We start from the raw sequence: 18,739 nt of genomic DNA, 5'->3' as shown, positions 1-18,739 counted from the left end.
TGCCGGAAAATGAGAGGGGAGGTGGAGAAGAGTCAAATCTTCTCCATAATATCATGGCAGAAATCGTGGACTTTCGAACGACTGAAACTCGATATTCCATAGATTTCATAAACGGTTTGATCCACCAACGACTGCCATTCACCGGTTTGAAAAGATGGATTCTCTTTCTTCTTATCAACGATATTCCGAGCTGTTTCAATCATTACCTGCTTTTGCAGAGGATCAGGTTCTATGTAAGGAATCTTCTTGATGTAGCCGGACGTGATCATGTTGGTTCGGTTGAGAACTTTTCTTACCATGTATTTGATCAACTTGCTGTTTAACAGCCCTAGGAAGTAGTACAGATCTTCTTCTTGTTCTGGAAAGAGGTTGGCGTTCACACCGAACAAGGAGCCTTCCGGAAGTAAAGCAGCCGAGAAATCTACTCCCATGGACGAGCATGTAATGCCTCTCTGATAGAAATACGACCGGTTCCGTACCGTGAAGTTTTCCCCTTTGTCGACATATTCAGGCCAATTTTTATGGATGTAGTATTTCGGTTCATAATACCAGGCATCTTTACTACCGCCATTTTTGTAAAAAGGAATCCAGTCCAGGGGCGCATGCTCGTTCTTGAATTCCCGTAAGAAAGAACGGTCATCTCCGGTAGATATGCCTGTCCCTCCTTTCAGGACACTTCCAAGTGGCTGGTAGGGGACTTTGAAATGCCTCAAGATATCTTCAGGAACATTGATCGCAAAGTTATGAGCAGGCATCTGCTCAAACGTTTGCTGGGATAGATATTGAATGTTGTCCTCTGGTGGATGATTGTAATTTTGCTCATTCAGGCGGTCGACCAACCTCATTTGTGTGAAGGCAGCTGCTTCCATGTCTCTTTTCTTTAGAGTAATGATGGCTGTACGCACATCCGCTTTCCCTTTATGGAAAAGGCGTCTGGGAGCAAGAACGATTTCTTTGATTTCGGTCTCTTTTAGTAGAAATTCACGAAAGTTTTTGTAGTAAATGTTTGTAAGAAATGAGTCCTGTACAATCATGGTCATCAATCCACCAGGCTTCAAGCATTGTATGCCTTTGTGAATAAAGAGGGAATATAAGTTATGGATGCCGATTTTTCCAAATTCGCGTTCTATTCTTTCACGGTTTTCGGAAAAGTAAGGGCTTTGTCGCTTGGACTTATAGGGAGGATTACCTATAATCGCATCATATTGCCCTTGTTGATCAACCTTTAGAAAATCTTCATAGTAAAAATGAACATCAGGGTGAGGAGACGCTGTTTTCTTGTCGATATCAAAGGCATAGAGGTTTTCTGCTGTAAGGCCTTCTTCCAGCAATGTATGGATGAAAATGCCGTCCCCGGTAGCAGGGTCTAGAATCTTCAGGTCGCTTTTCTCAGGAAGTTCTGATAGAAGTTTCCGAGTCATATATTGCACCGTTTCTTTCGGGGTCGTATATTGACCCATCGTCCTTTGAGGAGAAAACATATACTCCCCCTCCTACTTTTTGAGTCTATACTACTACATTAAGAGGGGGAAGTCACCATTTAATGGGTTATTATTACCTAGTTAAAAAGAATGATATAGGAGTGGTATAGCGATGCCATGGATTAAACCTGTAAAACAAAAAGAAATGAAGGAACTCAATGTACAAAACAATATGCCAAATCCGGCCCCTTTGTTTGATCGGCTGCTGGCGAATGATGAGAAGTTATATGAAGCTTTTCTTCCCTTGCAGAAAGCGATCAAAGAAACAGACTTCCCAGACGATTTGAGAGAAGCGGTAATCACGTTCGTTTCTATGAAGAATGGCTGCAAATACTGTACCGATAGTCACTCCAAATTGCTTGAAGAGCTGGTAGATCAAGAGGATGTGCTGAAATGGCTTAACAATTATAAGGAATCCGACATGAGTGAGGAATGGAAAGCGGTACTCACCTATGCGGGCCGCTTAATTGCAATACCAGTAGAAGTGACAAAAGAGGATGTAGAACGGTTGAAGGAATATGGGTATGATGCTCAGAAAATGGCAGCGTTGAATCAAACCGTTGCTTATACAAGTTATACGAACCAACTTTCTATGGGATTGGGACTATAAATATTAAAAAGGAGTGCCGGTTATCATGGCACTCCTTTTGTTAACTATTAAAAAACTTAGTTGACATTATGAGGTGAATTCTCGTATCTTAATAATAGTTAAAGAGATTTTATATGTAGGAGGACACCGTAATGAAACCATCTCGTTTATCGGCTTACGACATTACTTTGGGAAGCTTATTCGTTGCTCTCATGGCGATCGGAGCCAACATCACCGCATTTATGCCATTCTTGCAGGTCATGGGCGTACCGCTGACGCTTCAAACATTCTTTGCCATCCTTGCAGGGCTGGTCCTGGGGAGCAGGTTAGGCTCATTCTCTGTTCTTGTTTATGCCCTTCTAGGTCTGGTAGGTGCACCCATTTTTGCTGGATTTAAAGGTGGAGTATCCACACTCATATCGCCAACATTTGGATTTATTTTATCTTTTATTGTCGTCGCTTATGCTGTTGGAAAGATTGCAGAGTCTAAACGGAACCTGCCGACCTATATCACCGCAGCCCTTGTCGGAATTGTGTTGAACTATTTTATTGGTGTCAATCTATTCTATCTCGCTATGAACTTCTGGGTTGGAGGGGATGGTATTGGATTTGTTCTGGCCTGGTCAAGCATGGTGCCATTTTTAATTAAAGATGTCGGCTTAGCCATCGTGTCCGCATTTTTTGCTATCCGATTAGAAAAGTCGTTGTTACAACGTACGCCGTTAAGACAAGCCGCATAAGAAAAGAGATCCGCTATGGGGAGCGGATCTCTTTTTATGCGTTTTCAGAAATTTGTTTACCGTGAACGAAAGTCATAATCGCAAATAAGACGAATGCGATGAGAAGAACAGTCCCTCCAACAATGAAGAAAATTGTGTTGAATGTGTTCAAACCTGGAAGCGGCTGGGTATAATACAGCCACATACCAACCGTTAAGCCGAATACACCAAAGAACGATGTCCATACGTGGGCTGTCGCGAGCTTAGAATCTCTGGGTATGGAGAACACTCTATAATAAACACCAAAAGCAAAAAGAGAAAGCCATCCAACAACGAGGATGTGAGCGTGGATCGCGCTCAATTGCAGTCCCCCTCCGCCGGCCATATGGGAACCCATAAATGCGCCGATCAATGCGTAAATCGCAGCTACCCGCACAAAAAAACGAGTACGGTCCATATCAGTTCACCTCCTATTTTTTAATCACCTTTCGCCATTATATCGAATGCTTCCCATTATGAGAATGAAAAAGATAAAAGTGTCGTTAAACGTTCATTTCCATTTTCGGACTTTTGTGTGATTTGGATTGCTTGAAAGATTGAGCTATGATGAAAAAAGAAGCGAAGAGGAGTGATGAATGTTGGAACATCGATTGGAACTATTTACTCAATACCTAAAAGATACAAACGTTGATGCAGCGTTTATTAATTCAACAGAGAACTTTTTTTATTTGACGGGATTTCATACAGACCCACATGAAAGGTTGCTGGGATTGCTCGTTTTCCCTGAAGCGGATCCGATTGCTGTCCTGCCCGGGATGGAGAAAGGTCAAATCCGTGATGCTGGATGGACAAAGGAAGTGATTGGTTATGCCGATCACGAAAACCCATGGCAGATGATGGCGGACAAGATGAAAGAGAACGGCATCGCCAATGTGAAAACGGTAGGGATAGAAAAACAAGTCCTTTCTTATGGCAGAAGTGAATCGTTTTTCGAGCTCTTTGAAGATGTGAAAGTGGAAGACATCGAAGGGCATTTGAACAACATGCGTGTCGTCAAAGACGACCATGAAATCAGCATTATGAAAGAAGCGGCTGAGCTTGCAGATTTCGGTGTGAGCGTGGGTGTTGAAGCCCTTGAAGAGGGAATCACTGAAATGGAAGTTCTCGCGAAGATTGAATATGAACTGAAGAAGAAAGGCGTTGCGGAAATGTCCTTTTCCACGATGGTCCTGTTCGGCGAAAAATCCGGTCAACCCCACGGGAACCCTGGGGACCGCCGCTTGAAGCCGGGTGATTTTGTCTTATTCGACCTTGGCGTCGTATGGAAAGGGTATACGTCCGATATTACCCGCACGTTTGCCTATCGTTCGGTGAGTGAGGAACAAAAGGCGATTTACAATAAAGTGAAGGAAGCCCTGGAAGCCTCGCTTGCAATCAGTAAGCCGGGAACACGAATCGGGGATCTTGACCAAGTCGCACGCGACGTCATCACAGATGCAGGTTACGGAGACAAGTTCCCACACCGCATCGGTCACGGTCTTGGAATCAACGTGCACGAATTCCCTTCCATGAGTCATTTGAATGATGGCGTCTTGAAGGAAGGCATGACGTACACGATCGAGCCTGGTATCTATGACCCGGAAGTCGGTGGCGTGCGTTTAGAAGATGATGTACTCGTTACGGAAGACGGGTATGTGACATTGACAAAAACACCGAAAGAACTGCGTATCATTGAATAAAAGAAAGGCCGCCTTAGTTAGGCGGCCTTTTTGTGTGTTGCGGTGGGGATTGTCCTCCTCTAATTAATGGTCAACTTCCTCGTTCTACTGCTTAATACCCTCTACCATTTGTTCTGTCTCCACATTTTCAAACCTACTATACGCCTCTGGTCTTAGTAGAAAATATATCTCTGGCTCATTACGACATGATTCTATTCTCGATATGATAAAGACAAGAAATCAGCAAGGAGGGAAAAACGATGAAGAAATTTTTACTGTTCCTGGCTGGATTAGTCGCTCTTACCGTATTGCTCGCCAATTTAGGACCGATGATCCTCCTGGGTGTAAGTGTCTGGCTGCTTTATGTCGTGTTCAAGCAGTTCATGAAAAGTGACTCCACGGCCGGAAAGGTCGGCTGGGTCGTGGTTGGACTGATCATCCTCAGCATAGCCGTCTCAAATGTCTATGCAGTGATTGGTGTCGCCGCTGCTTTTGCGCTTTACTGGATCTATAAAAATTGGACAAGCAAAAGCGAAGAGGTACGTTCAACCAAATCCGATGATCCTTTTACCAACTTTGAACGTCAATGGGCAGAAATGAACAAATAAACTAAAGGAGAGATACACACTATGTCTAATTTATTTACGAGGTTGAAAGATTCCATTACCGCGGATTTGCATGAGGCATTGGATCAAAAAGAACAAAAAAATCCGATCGCGATGTTAAATCAGTATTTGCGTGAAAGTGAAAAAGAAACGGAGAAGGTAAGGAAGCTTGTGGAGCGGCAGTACCGATTGAAAGATGAGTTTTCCCGTGAGTTCCAGAAAGCACAGGATATGGCGGACAAGCGCAGACGCCAGGCTGAGGTCGCTGAAAAAGCAGGAGAATCTACGATGTATGAATTCGCCGTCAAGGAGCAGCAGGAATATGAGGCAAGGGCCGATCGCCTTCTAGCATCAAGAAAGGACAGCATCGAACAGCTGGAGTCTCTTGAGCGTAAATATGAAGAAATGAAACACAAACTGAAGGACATGCATTTGAAACGGATGGAACTGATGGGACGTGAAAATATTGCCCGTGCTCATCATCGCATGAATCGTGTGATTGAGGACACAGCGGACAAGCCTTACTCCAGATTTTCAGAAATCGACCGCTACATCGAGGACCTGGAGTACAAAGTGAACAGCGCGTATTACCACAATACGTTTGACAGTAAAATGGCCCAATTGGAAAAAGAAATGGAGAAACGGGAGGAAGTACCCGCTAAATAGAAAACATGGTATGATGAAGGCGCAGATTTCTGCGTCTTTATCGATTTAAGGGAGGGGGATGACCTTTATGCTTAAAAAGCTTTCGACCGATACGATCAACACGATTTTAATCATAGGGGTGATTCTCCTCGTTGTGGAAATCGTCTTCTTCAACGGGGGACTTGTATTTTCTGTCGTTTTCTCCGGAGTCCTTATATATATCGGATGGAAAAACTATCGTCCATTGTGGAGGAAAATCCTTTTCTGGATTGGTTTGATCAGTTTAATTTTCACCGTATTAAGTATGATTGCTGTTAGATTCCTTGTTATTGCATTGATTCTCATGTTCCTAAGAGATTACTTTAAATCAAGGGAAAAGCCGGAGCACATCCGACCTGAGATCATTGATCATCACCAGGAGATCCCTGATCAGGAACCATTGTTAAGGCAGAAGTTTTTTGGAGATGATGCTACACCGAAAACCTCTTATGAATGGAAGGATATCAACATTCATGGCGGTTTTGGGGACAGAATTGTCGATTTGAGCCACACGGTTCTTCCTCACGATGAGGCCGTCATTTCCATACGCCAGTTGATCGGAAACCTGACCATATATGTCCCTTATGAAGTAGAGGTAAGTATTCATCATAGTGCTCTCATCGGACGTGCTTCCATTTTTCAATATAAGAAGTCGAAAGTGTTTAACCAGGTCGTCTCCTATCAGACCGAAGGGTATCGAAAAGAAAAGCCACGCGTGAAAATCATAACGTCTATGGTTTCCGGTGAGCTTGAGGTGAAGCGCGTATGAACGTATGGCATAGACAATTGTTGTCCGGCACCCTTACTTTTTTCGGGTTCACCATTCTGTTGTTGACCATTACGTTCTATGCCTTTCCTTTCGGCTCGTGGGGAGAGCTTTTGGAAAGGGAGGTTTTTGATCTTCCTTATATTTTCTTTGTTTTGTTCATTTCTTTATCTTTCGGGTTTGTGGTCGGCGTCATCCAGGGATGGTTTTGGCGCAGGCAGCTCTTCACCATCGAACATCGCGTGTCTGAATTGACAAAGGGAAATGAGCTTGCGGAAGAAGAGGTTGATTTGAAAGAGATGGAGCAGATCGACCTCGCCCTTAAACAATTGGAAGAAAAAATGACGAAACAAACAGATCTTGCTCAACGTATGGTTACAGAGAGGGCAGAAGAACGAGAGAAGAGCCTGCAGGAAGTGGTGATTCAGGAAAGGAACCGTCTTGCAAGAGAACTTCATGATTCCGTCAGTCAGCAATTATTTGCAGCTTCCATGATGATGTCTGCCATTAATGAAACCGATCCGGATGATTGGCAGGCAACGAAAAAACAAATGCAGATGGTCGAACGAATGATTCACCAGTCTCAGCTTGAAATGAGAGCTTTGCTTCTTCATTTAAGACCTGTGGCCCTAAAGGATAAGTCTCTGACGGAAGGAGCAGAAGAGCTGCTTTATGAACTCACACAAAAAGTACCCATGAAAATTGAATGGTCCGTGGAACCTTTAACCCTTGAAAAAGGAATCGAAGATCAGCTTTTCCGGATTCTTCAAGAATCGGTTTCAAACACCTTAAGGCATGCGAAAGCTCATTCATTGAGTGTCATGCTGATCGAAAGGGATCAGAACGTCATCCTGCGTATCGTGGATGACGGCATCGGTTTTGATGTGGAAGAAGCGAAGACGAGTTCATATGGCCTGCAAAACATGCAGGAACGAGCGTTTGAACTCGGCGGAACATTAAAGATTGTAAGCGTGAAGGAACAGGGAACCCGGTTAGAAGTCAAAGTTCCTCATCGGATAAAAGGAGGCGAGGAAGAATGATTACCGTATTATTTGCTGATGATCATGAAATGGTGCGCATCGGCGTATCAGCATACTTATCTGCACAACCAGATATCGAGGTTATTGCGGAAGCTGACGATGGAAAAGCAGCCGTGGACCTTGCATTGGAGCATCGTCCTGATATTATATTGATGGACTTAGTCATGGACGAGATGGATGGCATTGAAGCGACGAAACGGATTACTGAACAATGGCCGGAAGCCAAAGTCATTATCGTCACGAGTTTTCTGGATGATGAAAAAGTGTACCCGGCACTTGAAGCGGGAGCGACGAGTTATATGCTCAAAACATCAAAAGCAGAAGAAATCGCCAAAGCCATTCGCTCTACATACGCAGGTCAGTCCATCCTAGAACCTGAAGTGACAGGCAAAATCATGACAAAAATGCGTACGCCGGATGGAGCAGAACTTCACAATCAACTGACAGGAAGAGAGAAAGAAGTTCTACTATTAATGGCAGAAGGGAAAACCAACCAGGAAATCTCAGATCAATTGTTCATCGCCCTGAAGACAGTGAAAGTACACGTAAGCAATATCCTTGGAAAACTCCAAGTATCCGACCGTACCCAGGCAGTTATCTATGCCTTCAAACACGACTTAATCAAGTAAAACCTCGACCATGGAGCGGTCGAGGTTTTTTGAATATATATGGGGTAATGACTCAACATTAATTAAACGCTTGTTCAACAATATGGCAGGATGGTGGAAGACTCGGTTTTTCGAAACTTTTGTGGGAGTTTAGGGGCTCCGGGAAAAGGTTCGCTTTCCGTGGGCGAGGGATGAGCCTCCTCGAGCTACGCTCTGTGGGGTCTCATCTACCACGCACTTCCCACAGGAGTCTCACCATTTCCCTCCGCCCCCATCCACTCAACAGAAGTCTCAAAACTGAGTCTTCAAGAATAGGGGGATTATATGGAGATTCATCTTACGGTTTATTGATTGAATGTGACGAGTATGATGGCGGCGATGAGGACGAGATAGAAGATGAACAACTTCCAGTACACTCGTTTCAATTCCATCCCCTTCTTTCTGCAGAACAATGGATTACCTTATATTTATGTGAAGACAGCGTTAAGAATGACAAAGTTTTGGCGTAGGAACGGGAATGGGCTTCTTCATCTGATACACTTTCTTTACCACCCATGCTTGTTTTCCAAGTCATTCGGGAATACCAAAGAAAGAGGTGATACCTGTGAAATGGAAGAATAAATTAGCCGATCAGCCGGTCTGGTCAGGGGAAATTTCAAATCGTGAACGAAAAGAAAAAGTCGCTCAAAAAGTGAGCCGTTTTGTAAAGGATGGAGATGTCATCGGCATCGGCTCAGGGTCGACATCATTTCTTGCTTTAGAAAAGATTGCGGAAAGAGTAGCGGAGGAAAAGCTGGAGATATTGGCTATTCCTACTTCTAAAGAGGCAGAGATGAACTGTAGTTATTATGGACTGACAACGACTTCTCTCCTCAATCACCAACCGGATTGGGGATTTGATGGCGCGGACGAGGTGGACGGAGAACATCGTCTCATTAAAGGAAGAGGAGGCGCTCTTTTTGCGGAGAAGCTCGTGATGGCAAGTGCTGCAAGCACGTATATTTTAGTTGATGGAAGCAAGCATGTTGAAAGACTCGGGGAGAAGTTTGCGGTTCCTTTAGAGGTGGATCCACGAGCGGTTCATCTTGTAGAAACATCCCTTCAAACTTTTGAGTGTGATCACATTCAGCTGCGCATGGCTGCAGCGAAGGATGGCCCGGTTTTGACCGAAGCTGGCAACATGCTTATGGACGTAAGGTTTGCTCATATACACGATACGTTGGAAAAAGAGTTGAGCGCGATCCCTGGTGTCATAGAAACGGGGCTTTTCATTGGGTATTCCGTGGAAATTTTAACAGTATGACGCCCATTTTACTTATATTTATTGGTACATCGTAATACTTTTTCTATAATAGTAGTAAATCCTTATTCAAAGGGGAATCATTATGGGACTGCCAAACAGGATTGCTTACCAGGATCAACGATACCCGTATGTAGTACTTGCACCGATCGGAAAGAAGAACAAACAAATCCGGTCGATTGGACATAAATTTGAACGGGGGTTACTATCCAGGCTTAACGACGCAATCGTGGACCAAATCAACGACAAAGCTCTTGATGTTGCGAAAATTCGCCCCTACCTAGGGTTGTCAGGAAAAGCTGTCCTACCAGTTTCTTTTGAAAAAGAAGAGACGATCCATCCACATTTGTTGCGCCCAGAACTGTTTTTATGGAGGTCCTTGTCGGAAGAACATGGACTACCATTAAAAGAAGAATTTTTATACAGTACAGATTTCACTCAACTCTCCTCGGAACAACTTTATGAACACGTAGGGGAAGTACTTGAGGACTATCTTTTTTTATCCCATATAAGTGAACACGACCACAAGGATTGGATTGATAAAATATCTGCTGCTTTCCACAATCACCCGATCGTACAATTGTTCCATGAAAAAAGGAACGTCATTGATGCGGTTGAAGTCATGAATCAATCCGCTCTTATATCGGTTCTTAATTACCCGGAGGATGTGGCCTATTGGCGTCACAGAGTCAGCATCGTTATGCGTCCTTTCCGCACTTTACCAGCCGATTGGTTGGAAGGAAGGGAAGGAAGCTGTTCACATAGGAAATCACTCACCTTTCTTTCAAAGGAGAGATGCATCTGTTGTTCTTGTGAAAGGTGCGATTATACCCTGCTTTATTATATTGATGAAGACAGAGTTGCTCTTGAAGAGGAATTCGATGTGGAGCGAGCCACGAAGCGAGTCATGACCATTGAGAAACAGTTCAATGAGATCGCTGCACAAAACCAGCGTCTTCTGGAACAACTGATTCAGTTAAATGGTTTGAAAAAACAGTTGACTGTCGCCAGAAAAACGCTCGATGAAAGTTTAGATGTTGTCAAACAGATTGAACGTTATCAGCGTAAAGCAGGAGATATGAGATCACATCCCCTGCTCTATATGTATGACAAATTAAATCGGAGCCAGATCCCAGAGCGTACGTGTGAATCTGAGCTGTTATGGCTTTCCGGAATAGAACTCGACGACGTAAGAATGTTGAAAGAACTACGCGATTGGCAGAAGGTTGTTCCTGAAAATGTATATCCAATGACAAGCCATGTCTTAGAAGAGTTGAAAAATAAGCTGACTGAAGTTCGTTATGAAGAGAATGATGTCATCATTACTGTCAAAGGAAGATCGCTGACGTATGCAGAAACTCAACAAGTGCTTGACTTGATCTATTATTATGGAACAGATTATCCGGCCCATACCTTAGTACAAGTGCTTGCAGGAAAAGCGACCAACAAACTTAGGCAGCTCCGTTTGCACGAAACACGATGGTTCGGCATCCTTTCAAGTTGGCCTGAAAAACACATTCAAAAACTTTTCAACCAGCTCGAAAAACAAGGATGGCTTATGAAACAACAAAAAGGCTACTCTATCAGTGACTACGCAGAAGAAGTCATGTGATTGTGTTATGTGAGAGTGATCGACGGAGACACATAAACAAAGTCGTGAGTTGGTAGTCTTTACTGCATCTCGGGGCGGCTAATGTCACCAAGGTCTGCCTCCAGGCACAACATAAGACGAAATGGGGCAAACGTTTTTGTAGACCTTCGTTATTCCACTAACACAAGCATAAAGACCTGCTGAAAGGCAGGTCTTTATGCTTGTATGTTTAATGGAAAGCGGTTACTTATGCTATAATGCCATTACATACATCAAAGAAAATAGTTTCTAAAAAAACCATATTCTGATTTGAATCATTTCATACCTGCTTTATTAACCCTGTTTTAATATAGAACATTACATAAATGGCACGGGGCAAATAATTTAAAACCATCCAAAAAGAAACACGGATGGAAACCTGTTTTGGGAGGAGTTTTTCCATGAAGTCGATTTTTCATCGAGCACTAGGTGAGCAATTCCACAATCTTCATCCAGAGCTACAAAAGAAGTACGGATTGACGAGCAAACAAAATCTAATGATCCTTGGCCAAGGGAGAATGACTGAAATCAGAGGGACACATCCTTTGCTGCGCCCTTTTCTTCAAGTGGGAACAAAAGATCACCTTGTGTTTGCAGAAAGAGGAAAAGATGTCCCGTTCACCCTTGAGAATTATATCTATGTAGATGAAAAAGGACGGGAGACGATTAGTTGGATCCGGAGATTTTTCTTTCCTTACTCGATTCGAGGTTTTGATGCAGCGATGCGATTTGATGAAGAGAAAGGTTGTATCGTTGATGATTTAGGAAAGACAGGCCTCATACAAACCGAGCTGGAGATCCATGTCACAGCAGAAGGCGGACTATATATGGAGTCGAAAGCAATGCATGTGGATGGCCTCATGTCTATGGCCAATCCGACGACCAGCGTTTACGAACATTATGATGAAGAGGAAGAGGCTTTTCGTGTACATGTGCACGCAGAGCACCCTGTTTTAGGAACGCTTCTTATGTATGAAGGGACGGTTCATACGGAATTTTTACCGATGACTTTTACTAACATTCCTGAACGCGGCGTGTTGGACTGAAGGAGGAACACCAGTGACAAATCATAAAAATGATGGCAGCGAGAACATCCATACTGATTTTTCCAGCCGGATGACCTATGGTGAATATTTGAACTTGGATGAACTGCTTTCTGCGCAAAATCGTCTGTCACCTCATCATGATGAGATGCTTTTTATTATCATTCATCAAGTCAGTGAATTATGGATGAAGCTGACTTTACATGAACTTCATGCAGCTATAGAAGCAATTAGAAAAGATCAAATGCAGGCGGCTTTTAAGATGCTCGCACGAGTATCGAGCATTCAAAAACAGATTATTCAAGCGTGGGATGTCCTATCAACATTGACCCCGTCAGAATATATGGAGTTCCGTGATCACCTCGGACAGGCTTCCGGCTTCCAATCCTATCAGTACAGAATGATTGAATTTGCACTGGGGTATAAAACTCCTCACGTGTTAAAGATCTACGAAAAAGACCCAGAGCTGCATCATCGACTTGAAGAGGCATATCGTGCACCAAGCCTTTACGATGCTGCCATCGAAAAGCTATCCGACTCCGGTTTTCCGATTTCAGAAAAATTGTTGGACCGCGATTACACGCAGCTGTATGAAAAAGACTCCAGCGTAGAAGCTGCCTGGACGAATGTCTATAAAGATGTGGAACAATACTGGGACTTGTACCAATTAGGGGAGAAGCTTGTTGACATTGAAGACAGTCTCCAGCAATGGCGTTTCCGTCACATGAAAACAGTCGAACGAATTATCGGTCACAAAAAAGGAACAGGTGGATCCTCAGGTGTCGGCTACTTAAAGAAAGTCCTCGATCACCGCTTCTTTCCCGAACTATGGGACGTCCGCACCAATATCTAGAACTTTCCTTATTGGAGAGTTCTTTTTTTATTCCGCTATATGGCAGGATTGTGGAAGACTAAGTTTCGAGACTTTTGTTGAGTGGATGGGGGCGGAGGGGAATGGCTCGCTTTCCGCGGAAGCGCGGTGAGCCTCCTCGCACTGCCGTCCTGTGGGGTCTCACCAAGCACTCTCTTCCCGCAGGAGTCTCGCCATTCCCCTCCGCCCCTTGCCATATGAGTATCTCGAAACAACTTCAAAGATTTAACGTGTTTACAACATTGCCCAGTAAATTCTAGAAAATATGTATTCTACATAAAAAGCCTGATATAGAACGCTTTATTACAATAAGGAGAGTGATAGTGGAAGACATTCTCCTCGGTGAAGGGGTTCGTTTTTCTAGCTCATCGAATGGGGTGGTTGGGAAGCTGCGAGACTCCCGAGGGAAAAGGAGATAGGCGAGATCCCGCAGGACGCAGTCCGAGGAAGCTCGGCGCTCCCCCACAGGAAAGCGAGTAGCTTCCCAACCACCCCTGACGCTCAACCTAGGCAGCGAACCCCGGTTATCTCGAAACTGGGTCTTCCACAATCGGGAGCATTTATGAAGAAGGGACTTGTTTGAATTAACTTAATTTACTGAATATATCGAAGTAATTAAGTCATTGTTACATTTATGTTACAATAGATTGTGTGACTATGAGATAAAGAGGGAAAAGCATGAGACAACCAATTATATATACCATTTTGTTTGTTTTGTTGACGGCGTCCGGCTGTTCTTTCATTGCGAATGCTAATGAAGAGTCGGGAGAGAAGATGGGTAATCAGGCGATGTATGACGTAAGTATAGAAACAGATATCAGTGAATTTGAAGAGTATCACATGACCGCCCATTACCCCCAAACACCGAATAACCAAATTGACCAAACCATTATAGATTATGTGAATCAGCAGAAAGCTTTGTTTAAACAAGAAAGCTATAAAAGTAAACAAAAAAATGATGGAAGCCAGGCGCATGAATTGCACATTGATTTTGAAGTCATTCATCAAAATCAACGTTTTTTTGTTGTGAGGTTTATTGAAACGATCGACCTTGGTGAAGGCGGAGTCATGACTAAACAAACCGTCTTGAATTTCGATAAGAAGAATGGAAAAGCTTTGTCGCTGGAAGAATTATTCAAGGAAGACATCTATTATGTCGATCGTCTTCACGATTGGACGAAAGAGAAATTGATCGATGCAGGTGAAGAAAACGCGAAGCTTCTGGATAAGCTTGAGGCTAAACCTGAATTTTACGAAGATGTCGCTTTGACGGGGGAAGGGGTCCTTGTTTTTATAAATGATCCTGCAAGTGAGGAACCGATCCGTGTGATGATTGAGAAGGATAAAGTATCCAAACTTCTTCGTTCAGAGTATGCAGATGCCTTTAAAGAGGCCGCTGAAGTAGGGGCTAAGCCAACTTCAGAGAATCAGGGAAGCGATAATAAATATCAGGACTTTTCTTTAGAGAACCATTTACATGGGGAAGGGAAAGAAGTGGCTTTAACCTTTGATGATGGCCCTCATCCGGAAGTGACCAGAAAAATCCTTGATGTACTGGATAAGTATGAAGCAAAAGCCTCTTTCTTCATGATCGGAAAACGGGTAGGTTACTATCCTGAAGTGGCTCGTGAAGTGAGTGAACACGGGCACGAAATTGGAAATCATACGTGGAATCACCCCCGTTTGGGACGCTTGTCAGATGAGCAGATCAATCAGCAGATCTCATCGACTCAAACGATTCTGGAACAAGTAACCGGACAGAGGGTGGATTTACTGCGATTGCCTTTTGGAAACCTGCCTTCTGCCAACTATCAAGAAGAAGGCAATGTTGTTCCGTGGACCATCTATTCTGAGAAGTGGGAAGATCTAAAACCGGAAGCGGTCACTGAGGATATTCTTTCAGAAGTAGAAGAAGATTCCATTATTTTGCTTCATGATCTTCAACTGTCTACAGTGGAAACCGTAGATCTCTTACTGGAAAAACTGTACGCTAAAGGGTATGAAGTCGTTCCTGTCGGTCATTTGATCGATAAACAATAAAAACCGTTCCGTTTCAAACTAAAACGGAACGGTTTTTATTTTGATTATACAGGTGGAGGAACAATTAGTTTAATTGTTCCTCCACCCATTTGCCCCAACGTTCAAACTCTACGAGAAATCCATCATGCCCATAGTCGGTGGGTATATGGTGATGCTTCCCTTTTTTACAGGAGATAGAGAATGGTTGGATCAAGGCTTCTGGATAAAGGAGGTCGTGTTCGAAACTGAAAGTGTGAACCTCTGCTTTGTATTGCTTCGCTGCTTGGGCCCATCCATTCCTTCCTCGGCCGATGTCATGGTTGTTCATCGCCTCGAGAAGGTAAAGGTAGCTGTTGGCATCAAAACGTTCTTTAATCTTATCCCCCTGGTAATCCAAATAAGATTGAATCTCATAAGAGGTATCGGCGTGATAGGACCGGTCGAACCTTTTTTCAAATAAGGTACTGCTTCGGTACGTGACCATCCCGGTCATCCGGGCGATTTCAAATCCCTTTAGATCTTCATTTGAATGATAGTCCCCATTATGGAAATGAGGATCACTCTTTATGGCTCGAGCACCGATATGATTAAAAGCGATGCCATAATCACTTAAATAAGGGGTAGCTGCGAGAATGAATAATTTTTTCATGAAATCAGGGTAAAGAAGTCCCCATTCGTACGTCTGCATACCTCCAAGTGATCCGCCTGCTATAGCGTGGACATGAGTGATGCCTAAGCGATATAAAGCTTCATACTGAGCGTGGACCATATCCCGAATGGTAACTTTGGGAAAGGTTTGACGGTATGGTTTGCCTGTGTCTGGATTAATGCTCGCAGGCCCTGTAGATCCGTGACATCCACCCAAAACATTGAAGGTGATCACTTGATAGCGATTGGTGTCGATCGGACAATCTTCACCAATCAAACCGGCCCACCAGCCACGTTCTTCCCTTGAACCGACGGCGAGCTGGTTGCCCGTTAATGCGTGACATACGAGGATGACGGGAGCATTTGTCGGCCCGTATCTTTCGTAGGCAAGCTCGACATGCGAAAGCTTTTCACCAGACTCGCAGGTGAAATTTCCAATCGATATCGTTTGATTGGTTCTTGGGTGACTGGTGGGGTTTTTTAATGACATGCTTTTCATTCTCCTTTCTTTCACTAGACCGATACGAGGGAAGTAGAAAAATCTTTCCCTGACCGGATATTTACAACAGCGTCATAGAGGCTTACCCCTGATATGATGGCTGCATCTTCGTGAGTGATTGGTTTTCGTGACCAGAGTAGTGTCGGTTTTACTTCTTTCGCTATGTTCAGGACATCCTCATTCGCTTCCTCAACATAGACAATATCCCAGTGGACATTCGTTACTTTTTGAAGGTCCTCAAGGTGAGAGAAGGCAACGACTTCAAATCCCAGCCTTTCCAACTTGTTCTGCTCCGCAAGAAGAGCACTTGTTCCAACAATTCCGATTACCCTTTTTCTTAATTCCCCGTTCGAACGGTCCAGGGAGGATGATAAAACCGGCTCTGCCACATGCTTACTTTTACCGTAGGATCTCCTATATCCAGTGGCATGGAAAATGGCGTTGTCCAGGTCCTGAATCAAGTCTTCTACAGACTCTAACCCGACAGACAAGCGGACAAGTTCTTCTGTTACACCAGATTTACTCAAGTTTTCGTCGCTTAATTGCTGGTGAGTCGTAGAGGCCGGATGGATGATTAAAGATTTGGCATCCCCTACATTGGCTACATGCGACCAGATAGTGCTCTGATCAATCAGCTTACGCCCTGCTTCGCGTCCTCCTTTAATCCCGAAGACAACGATCGACCCATGGCCGTAGTGGAAATATTTTTCGGCTAGAGAATAAGTGGGGTGATCTTTCAATCCTGGATAATTCACCCATTCGACACCTTCGTGATGGTTTAAATATTCGGCGATTTCTAAAGCTTGATCCGCATGCGTTTTCACTCGCAAGTGTAAAGTCTCCAGTCCTTGCAAAAGTAAGAAAGCGTTTTGCGGGCTGAGACATGCGCCAATGTCTCGAAGCAGTTGTACGCGCAGTTTTATGGCGAAAGCGGCCGGACCCACATCGACCCCGAACCGGATGCCGTTATAGCTTTCATCAGGTTCCGTAAACCCTGGGAATTTTTCATGATTCCAGTCAAAACGTCCACTATCAACAACAACACCTCCAATGGCCGTGCCGTGTCCACCAATCCATTTAGTAGCAGAGTGGACAACGATGTCTGCTCCCCAGTCGATTGGTCTGCATACATACGGGGTAGCGAATGTGTTATCGATGATGAAAGGGATGTGATGATCGTGAGCGACATCTGCGATCGCTTCAATGTCCAGTACATTCAAACTCGGATTCCCGATGGTTTCGGCAAAGATCGCTTTTGTATGAGGAGTAATTGCCTTGGCGAATGATTCGGGGTCATCCCCTTCTACAAAATGTACATTAATTCCATAGCGGGGGAGGGTGTGGACAAACAAATTGTATGTCCCTCCATAAAGGTTCGTCGAAGCAACAATGTCATCTCCGGCTTTAGCGACATTCAGAATGGCCATCGTGATGGCAGACATGCCTGAGGCTGTCGCCACCGCCGCGGCACCGTCCTCAAGAAGAGCGATTCGTTGTTCGAATACATCCACGGTCGGGTTTCCTATTCGTGAATAAATGTTGCCGGGTTCCGCAAGCGAGAAAAGATTTTGAGCATGTTCTGTATCATTGAAAACATACGATGTCGTCTGATAAATCGGTACAGCACGAGAACCTGTAGCGGGATCAGGTTCTTGACCGCCGTGAAGCAAATTCGTTTCAGGACCGAACGTATGGAATGGTAAACTCATGGGAAAATTCCTCCTCTGATTTTTTCCTAGGGCATCCACTTTATAGAAGGGGGAAAACGAAAAGCCCTCTTCTGTAAGTAAGAAGAGGGCTTTATGTATCTCATACCTCCCCTTATCTTTCAGATCATGTGACCTGTAGGATGTAGCACCTTTTCAAGGTTTTGCCTTGAAGGTTGCCGGGCGTCGTAGGGCCTAGTCCCTCTGCCGCTCTCGATAAGAGTTTTTTTATTCAATTTTTCTGACTTGTTTGAAATTATAAAGCCGTCCTTTCTCATTGTCAAACAATTTCGATACGTTTGAACCCTTCTTGCTGTGGGAATGGTTAATTAAGTCTATGAGATAGGAGTGAAGTTCATGAAACAATATAGTGTCGTACCTAATAAAGATGTAACCGGTTGGTTTGTAAAAATCGAGGATGTCGCTCCGACAGACCTTTATGATGAGCGTGATACCGCTGTTGCCAAAGCAGAGGAAATCGCAAAAGAAAACAAACCGAGCAAACTTCAAATCTTGGATCAAAACCATGAAGTTGAAGAAGAACGCACCTACTAATTAAAACTCCCCATCGCGGGAGTTTTTTTATGTACATAGAATGATTAGTTATTAAATTGTAAGACTTGATTTCAAGACTTTTGTGAGAGTTTAGGGGCTCCGGGAAAAGGTTCGCTTTCCGTGGGCGAGTGATGAGCCTCCTCGAGCTAACGCTCTGCGGGGTCTCATCTACCACGCACTTCCCACAGGAGTCTCACCGTTTCCCTCCGCCCCTTTTCCATATGAGGTTCTCGAAATCCCTCTAACAGTAACCTGCCG

Annotated in this window: 18 protein-coding genes and 1 riboswitch; of the genes, 14 read left to right on the top strand and 4 right to left on the bottom strand. The window is 44.0% G+C overall.

What is annotated here, in order from left to right; genetic code table 11:
* Positions 1 to 32 precede the first annotated feature (32 nt).
* Positions 33 to 1,481, bottom strand: coding sequence for an HsdM family class I SAM-dependent methyltransferase (locus DYE48_RS10025; RefSeq protein ID WP_115823484.1), 1,449 nt, complete (start codon positions 1,479 to 1,481; stop codon positions 33 to 35).
* A gap of 112 nt (positions 1,482 to 1,593) precedes the next feature.
* On the opposite strand from DYE48_RS10025, the gene DYE48_RS10020 reads away from it, so the two are divergent.
* Entirely contained in the window at positions 1,594 to 2,091 is a 498-nt protein-coding gene (locus tag DYE48_RS10020) for a carboxymuconolactone decarboxylase family protein (RefSeq protein ID WP_115823483.1), read from the top strand.
* Positions 2,092 to 2,222: 131 nt separating this feature from the next.
* Entirely contained in the window at positions 2,223 to 2,810 is a 588-nt protein-coding gene (locus DYE48_RS10015; RefSeq protein WP_089654392.1) for a biotin transporter BioY, read from the top strand.
* A 34-nt stretch (positions 2,811 to 2,844) separates the two neighbouring features.
* On the opposite strand, the gene DYE48_RS10010 is transcribed toward DYE48_RS10015, so the two are convergent.
* On the bottom strand, positions 2,845 to 3,246 hold the full coding sequence (locus tag DYE48_RS10010) for a hypothetical protein (RefSeq protein ID WP_115823482.1): 402 nt from the start codon (positions 3,244 to 3,246) through the stop codon (positions 2,845 to 2,847).
* Positions 3,247 to 3,427: 181 nt separating this feature from the next.
* Between DYE48_RS10010 and DYE48_RS10005 the strand changes: the two genes are divergently transcribed.
* The 11 genes from DYE48_RS10005 (at position 3,428) to DYE48_RS09955 (ending at position 15,094) form a co-directional block, all read left to right on the top strand.
* Entirely contained in the window at positions 3,428 to 4,528 is a 1,101-nt protein-coding gene (locus DYE48_RS10005; protein ID WP_115823556.1) for a M24 family metallopeptidase, read from the top strand.
* A 239-nt stretch (positions 4,529 to 4,767) separates the two neighbouring features.
* Positions 4,768 to 5,115, top strand: coding sequence for a lmo0954 family membrane protein (locus tag DYE48_RS10000; protein WP_115823481.1), 348 nt, complete (start codon positions 4,768 to 4,770; stop codon positions 5,113 to 5,115).
* Positions 5,116 to 5,136: 21 nt separating this feature from the next.
* On the top strand, positions 5,137 to 5,778 hold the full coding sequence (locus DYE48_RS09995) for a PspA/IM30 family protein (protein ID WP_115823480.1): 642 nt from the start codon (positions 5,137 to 5,139) through the stop codon (positions 5,776 to 5,778).
* A 67-nt stretch (positions 5,779 to 5,845) separates the two neighbouring features.
* Positions 5,846 to 6,565 carry a cell wall-active antibiotics response protein LiaF gene (gene liaF / locus DYE48_RS09990; RefSeq protein ID WP_115823479.1) on the top strand — a complete coding sequence of 240 codons (720 nt, stop codon included), beginning with the start codon at positions 5,846 to 5,848 and terminating at the stop codon, positions 6,563 to 6,565.
* On the top strand, positions 6,562 to 7,602 hold the full coding sequence (locus tag DYE48_RS09985; RefSeq protein ID WP_115823478.1) for a sensor histidine kinase: 1,041 nt from the start codon (positions 6,562 to 6,564) through the stop codon (positions 7,600 to 7,602). The genes liaF and DYE48_RS09985 overlap by 4 nt, the downstream gene beginning before the upstream one ends.
* Positions 7,599 to 8,231, top strand: coding sequence for a response regulator transcription factor (locus DYE48_RS09980; protein ID WP_115823477.1), 633 nt, complete (start codon positions 7,599 to 7,601; stop codon positions 8,229 to 8,231). The genes DYE48_RS09985 and DYE48_RS09980 overlap by 4 nt, the downstream gene beginning before the upstream one ends.
* 583 nt (positions 8,232 to 8,814) lie before the next feature.
* Positions 8,815 to 9,513, top strand: coding sequence for a ribose 5-phosphate isomerase A (gene rpiA, locus DYE48_RS09975; protein WP_115823476.1), 699 nt, complete (start codon positions 8,815 to 8,817; stop codon positions 9,511 to 9,513).
* Between the two features lie 82 nt (positions 9,514 to 9,595).
* The gene (locus DYE48_RS09970; protein WP_115823475.1) at positions 9,596 to 11,122 is read left to right on the top strand and encodes an RQC-minor-2 family DNA-binding protein; all 1,527 of its coding nucleotides are present in this window, start codon (positions 9,596 to 9,598) and stop codon (positions 11,120 to 11,122) included.
* A gap of 419 nt (positions 11,123 to 11,541) precedes the next feature.
* Positions 11,542 to 12,186, top strand: a complete 645-nt coding sequence (locus DYE48_RS09965) for a DUF4166 domain-containing protein (RefSeq protein ID WP_115823474.1) — start codon at positions 11,542 to 11,544, stop codon at positions 12,184 to 12,186.
* A 13-nt stretch (positions 12,187 to 12,199) separates the two neighbouring features.
* Positions 12,200 to 13,036, top strand: coding sequence for a tryptophan 2,3-dioxygenase (kynA, locus tag DYE48_RS09960; protein WP_115823473.1), 837 nt, complete (start codon positions 12,200 to 12,202; stop codon positions 13,034 to 13,036).
* Positions 13,037 to 13,732: 696 nt separating this feature from the next.
* Positions 13,733 to 15,094 (top strand): polysaccharide deacetylase family protein, encoded by a 1,362-nt coding sequence (locus tag DYE48_RS09955; RefSeq protein ID WP_115823472.1) that lies wholly within the window; start codon positions 13,733 to 13,735, stop codon positions 15,092 to 15,094.
* 64 nt (positions 15,095 to 15,158) lie between these two features.
* Here the strand turns inward: DYE48_RS09955 and metX are convergent, their stop codons facing one another.
* Positions 15,159 to 16,211 carry a homoserine O-acetyltransferase MetX gene (metX, locus tag DYE48_RS09950; protein WP_115823471.1) on the bottom strand — a complete coding sequence of 351 codons (1,053 nt, stop codon included), beginning with the start codon at positions 16,209 to 16,211 and terminating at the stop codon, positions 15,159 to 15,161.
* A 23-nt stretch (positions 16,212 to 16,234) separates the two neighbouring features.
* Positions 16,235 to 17,929, bottom strand: coding sequence for an O-acetylhomoserine aminocarboxypropyltransferase/cysteine synthase family protein (locus tag DYE48_RS09945; protein WP_115823470.1), 1,695 nt, complete (start codon positions 17,927 to 17,929; stop codon positions 16,235 to 16,237).
* Positions 17,930 to 18,038: 109 nt separating this feature from the next.
* Positions 18,039 to 18,149: riboswitch (SAM riboswitch) on the bottom strand.
* A gap of 134 nt (positions 18,150 to 18,283) precedes the next feature.
* Here DYE48_RS09945 and DYE48_RS09940 point away from each other — a divergent pair.
* Positions 18,284 to 18,481 (top strand): DUF2188 domain-containing protein, encoded by a 198-nt coding sequence (locus DYE48_RS09940; protein WP_089653746.1) that lies wholly within the window; start codon positions 18,284 to 18,286, stop codon positions 18,479 to 18,481.
* Positions 18,482 to 18,739 lie beyond the last annotated feature (258 nt).

It is taken from the genome of Halobacillus trueperi (genome assembly GCF_003386945.1).
Classification (GTDB): Bacteria; Bacillota; Bacilli; order Bacillales; family Halobacillaceae; genus Halobacillus; species Halobacillus aidingensis.
Note: the sequence above shows the minus strand (reverse complement) of the source record. Positions and strands in the feature narration are given on the sequence as shown.

Excerpts from the sequence above, each read along its gene's own strand:
- DYE48_RS10025 (WP_115823484.1), bottom strand. The coding sequence starts at position 1,481 with ATGTTTTCTCCTCAAAGGACGATGGGTCAATATACGACCCCGAAAGAA.
- DYE48_RS10020 (WP_115823483.1), top strand. The coding sequence starts at position 1,594 with ATGCCATGGATTAAACCTGTAAAACAAAAAGAAATGAAGGAACTCAAT.
- DYE48_RS10015 (WP_089654392.1), top strand. The coding sequence starts at position 2,223 with ATGAAACCATCTCGTTTATCGGCTTACGACATTACTTTGGGAAGCTTA.
- DYE48_RS10010 (WP_115823482.1), bottom strand. The coding sequence starts at position 3,246 with ATGGACCGTACTCGTTTTTTTGTGCGGGTAGCTGCGATTTACGCATTG.
- DYE48_RS10000 (WP_115823481.1), top strand. The coding sequence starts at position 4,768 with ATGAAGAAATTTTTACTGTTCCTGGCTGGATTAGTCGCTCTTACCGTA.
- DYE48_RS09995 (WP_115823480.1), top strand. The coding sequence starts at position 5,137 with ATGTCTAATTTATTTACGAGGTTGAAAGATTCCATTACCGCGGATTTG.
- liaF (WP_115823479.1), top strand. The coding sequence starts at position 5,846 with ATGCTTAAAAAGCTTTCGACCGATACGATCAACACGATTTTAATCATA.
- DYE48_RS09985 (WP_115823478.1), top strand. The coding sequence starts at position 6,562 with ATGAACGTATGGCATAGACAATTGTTGTCCGGCACCCTTACTTTTTTC.
- DYE48_RS09980 (WP_115823477.1), top strand. The coding sequence starts at position 7,599 with ATGATTACCGTATTATTTGCTGATGATCATGAAATGGTGCGCATCGGC.
- DYE48_RS09970 (WP_115823475.1), top strand. The coding sequence starts at position 9,596 with ATGGGACTGCCAAACAGGATTGCTTACCAGGATCAACGATACCCGTAT.
- DYE48_RS09965 (WP_115823474.1), top strand. The coding sequence starts at position 11,542 with ATGAAGTCGATTTTTCATCGAGCACTAGGTGAGCAATTCCACAATCTT.
- DYE48_RS09955 (WP_115823472.1), top strand. The coding sequence starts at position 13,733 with ATGAGACAACCAATTATATATACCATTTTGTTTGTTTTGTTGACGGCG.
- metX (WP_115823471.1), bottom strand. The coding sequence starts at position 16,211 with ATGTCATTAAAAAACCCCACCAGTCACCCAAGAACCAATCAAACGATA.
- DYE48_RS09945 (WP_115823470.1), bottom strand. The coding sequence starts at position 17,929 with ATGAGTTTACCATTCCATACGTTCGGTCCTGAAACGAATTTGCTTCAC.
- DYE48_RS09940 (WP_089653746.1), top strand. The coding sequence starts at position 18,284 with ATGAAACAATATAGTGTCGTACCTAATAAAGATGTAACCGGTTGGTTT.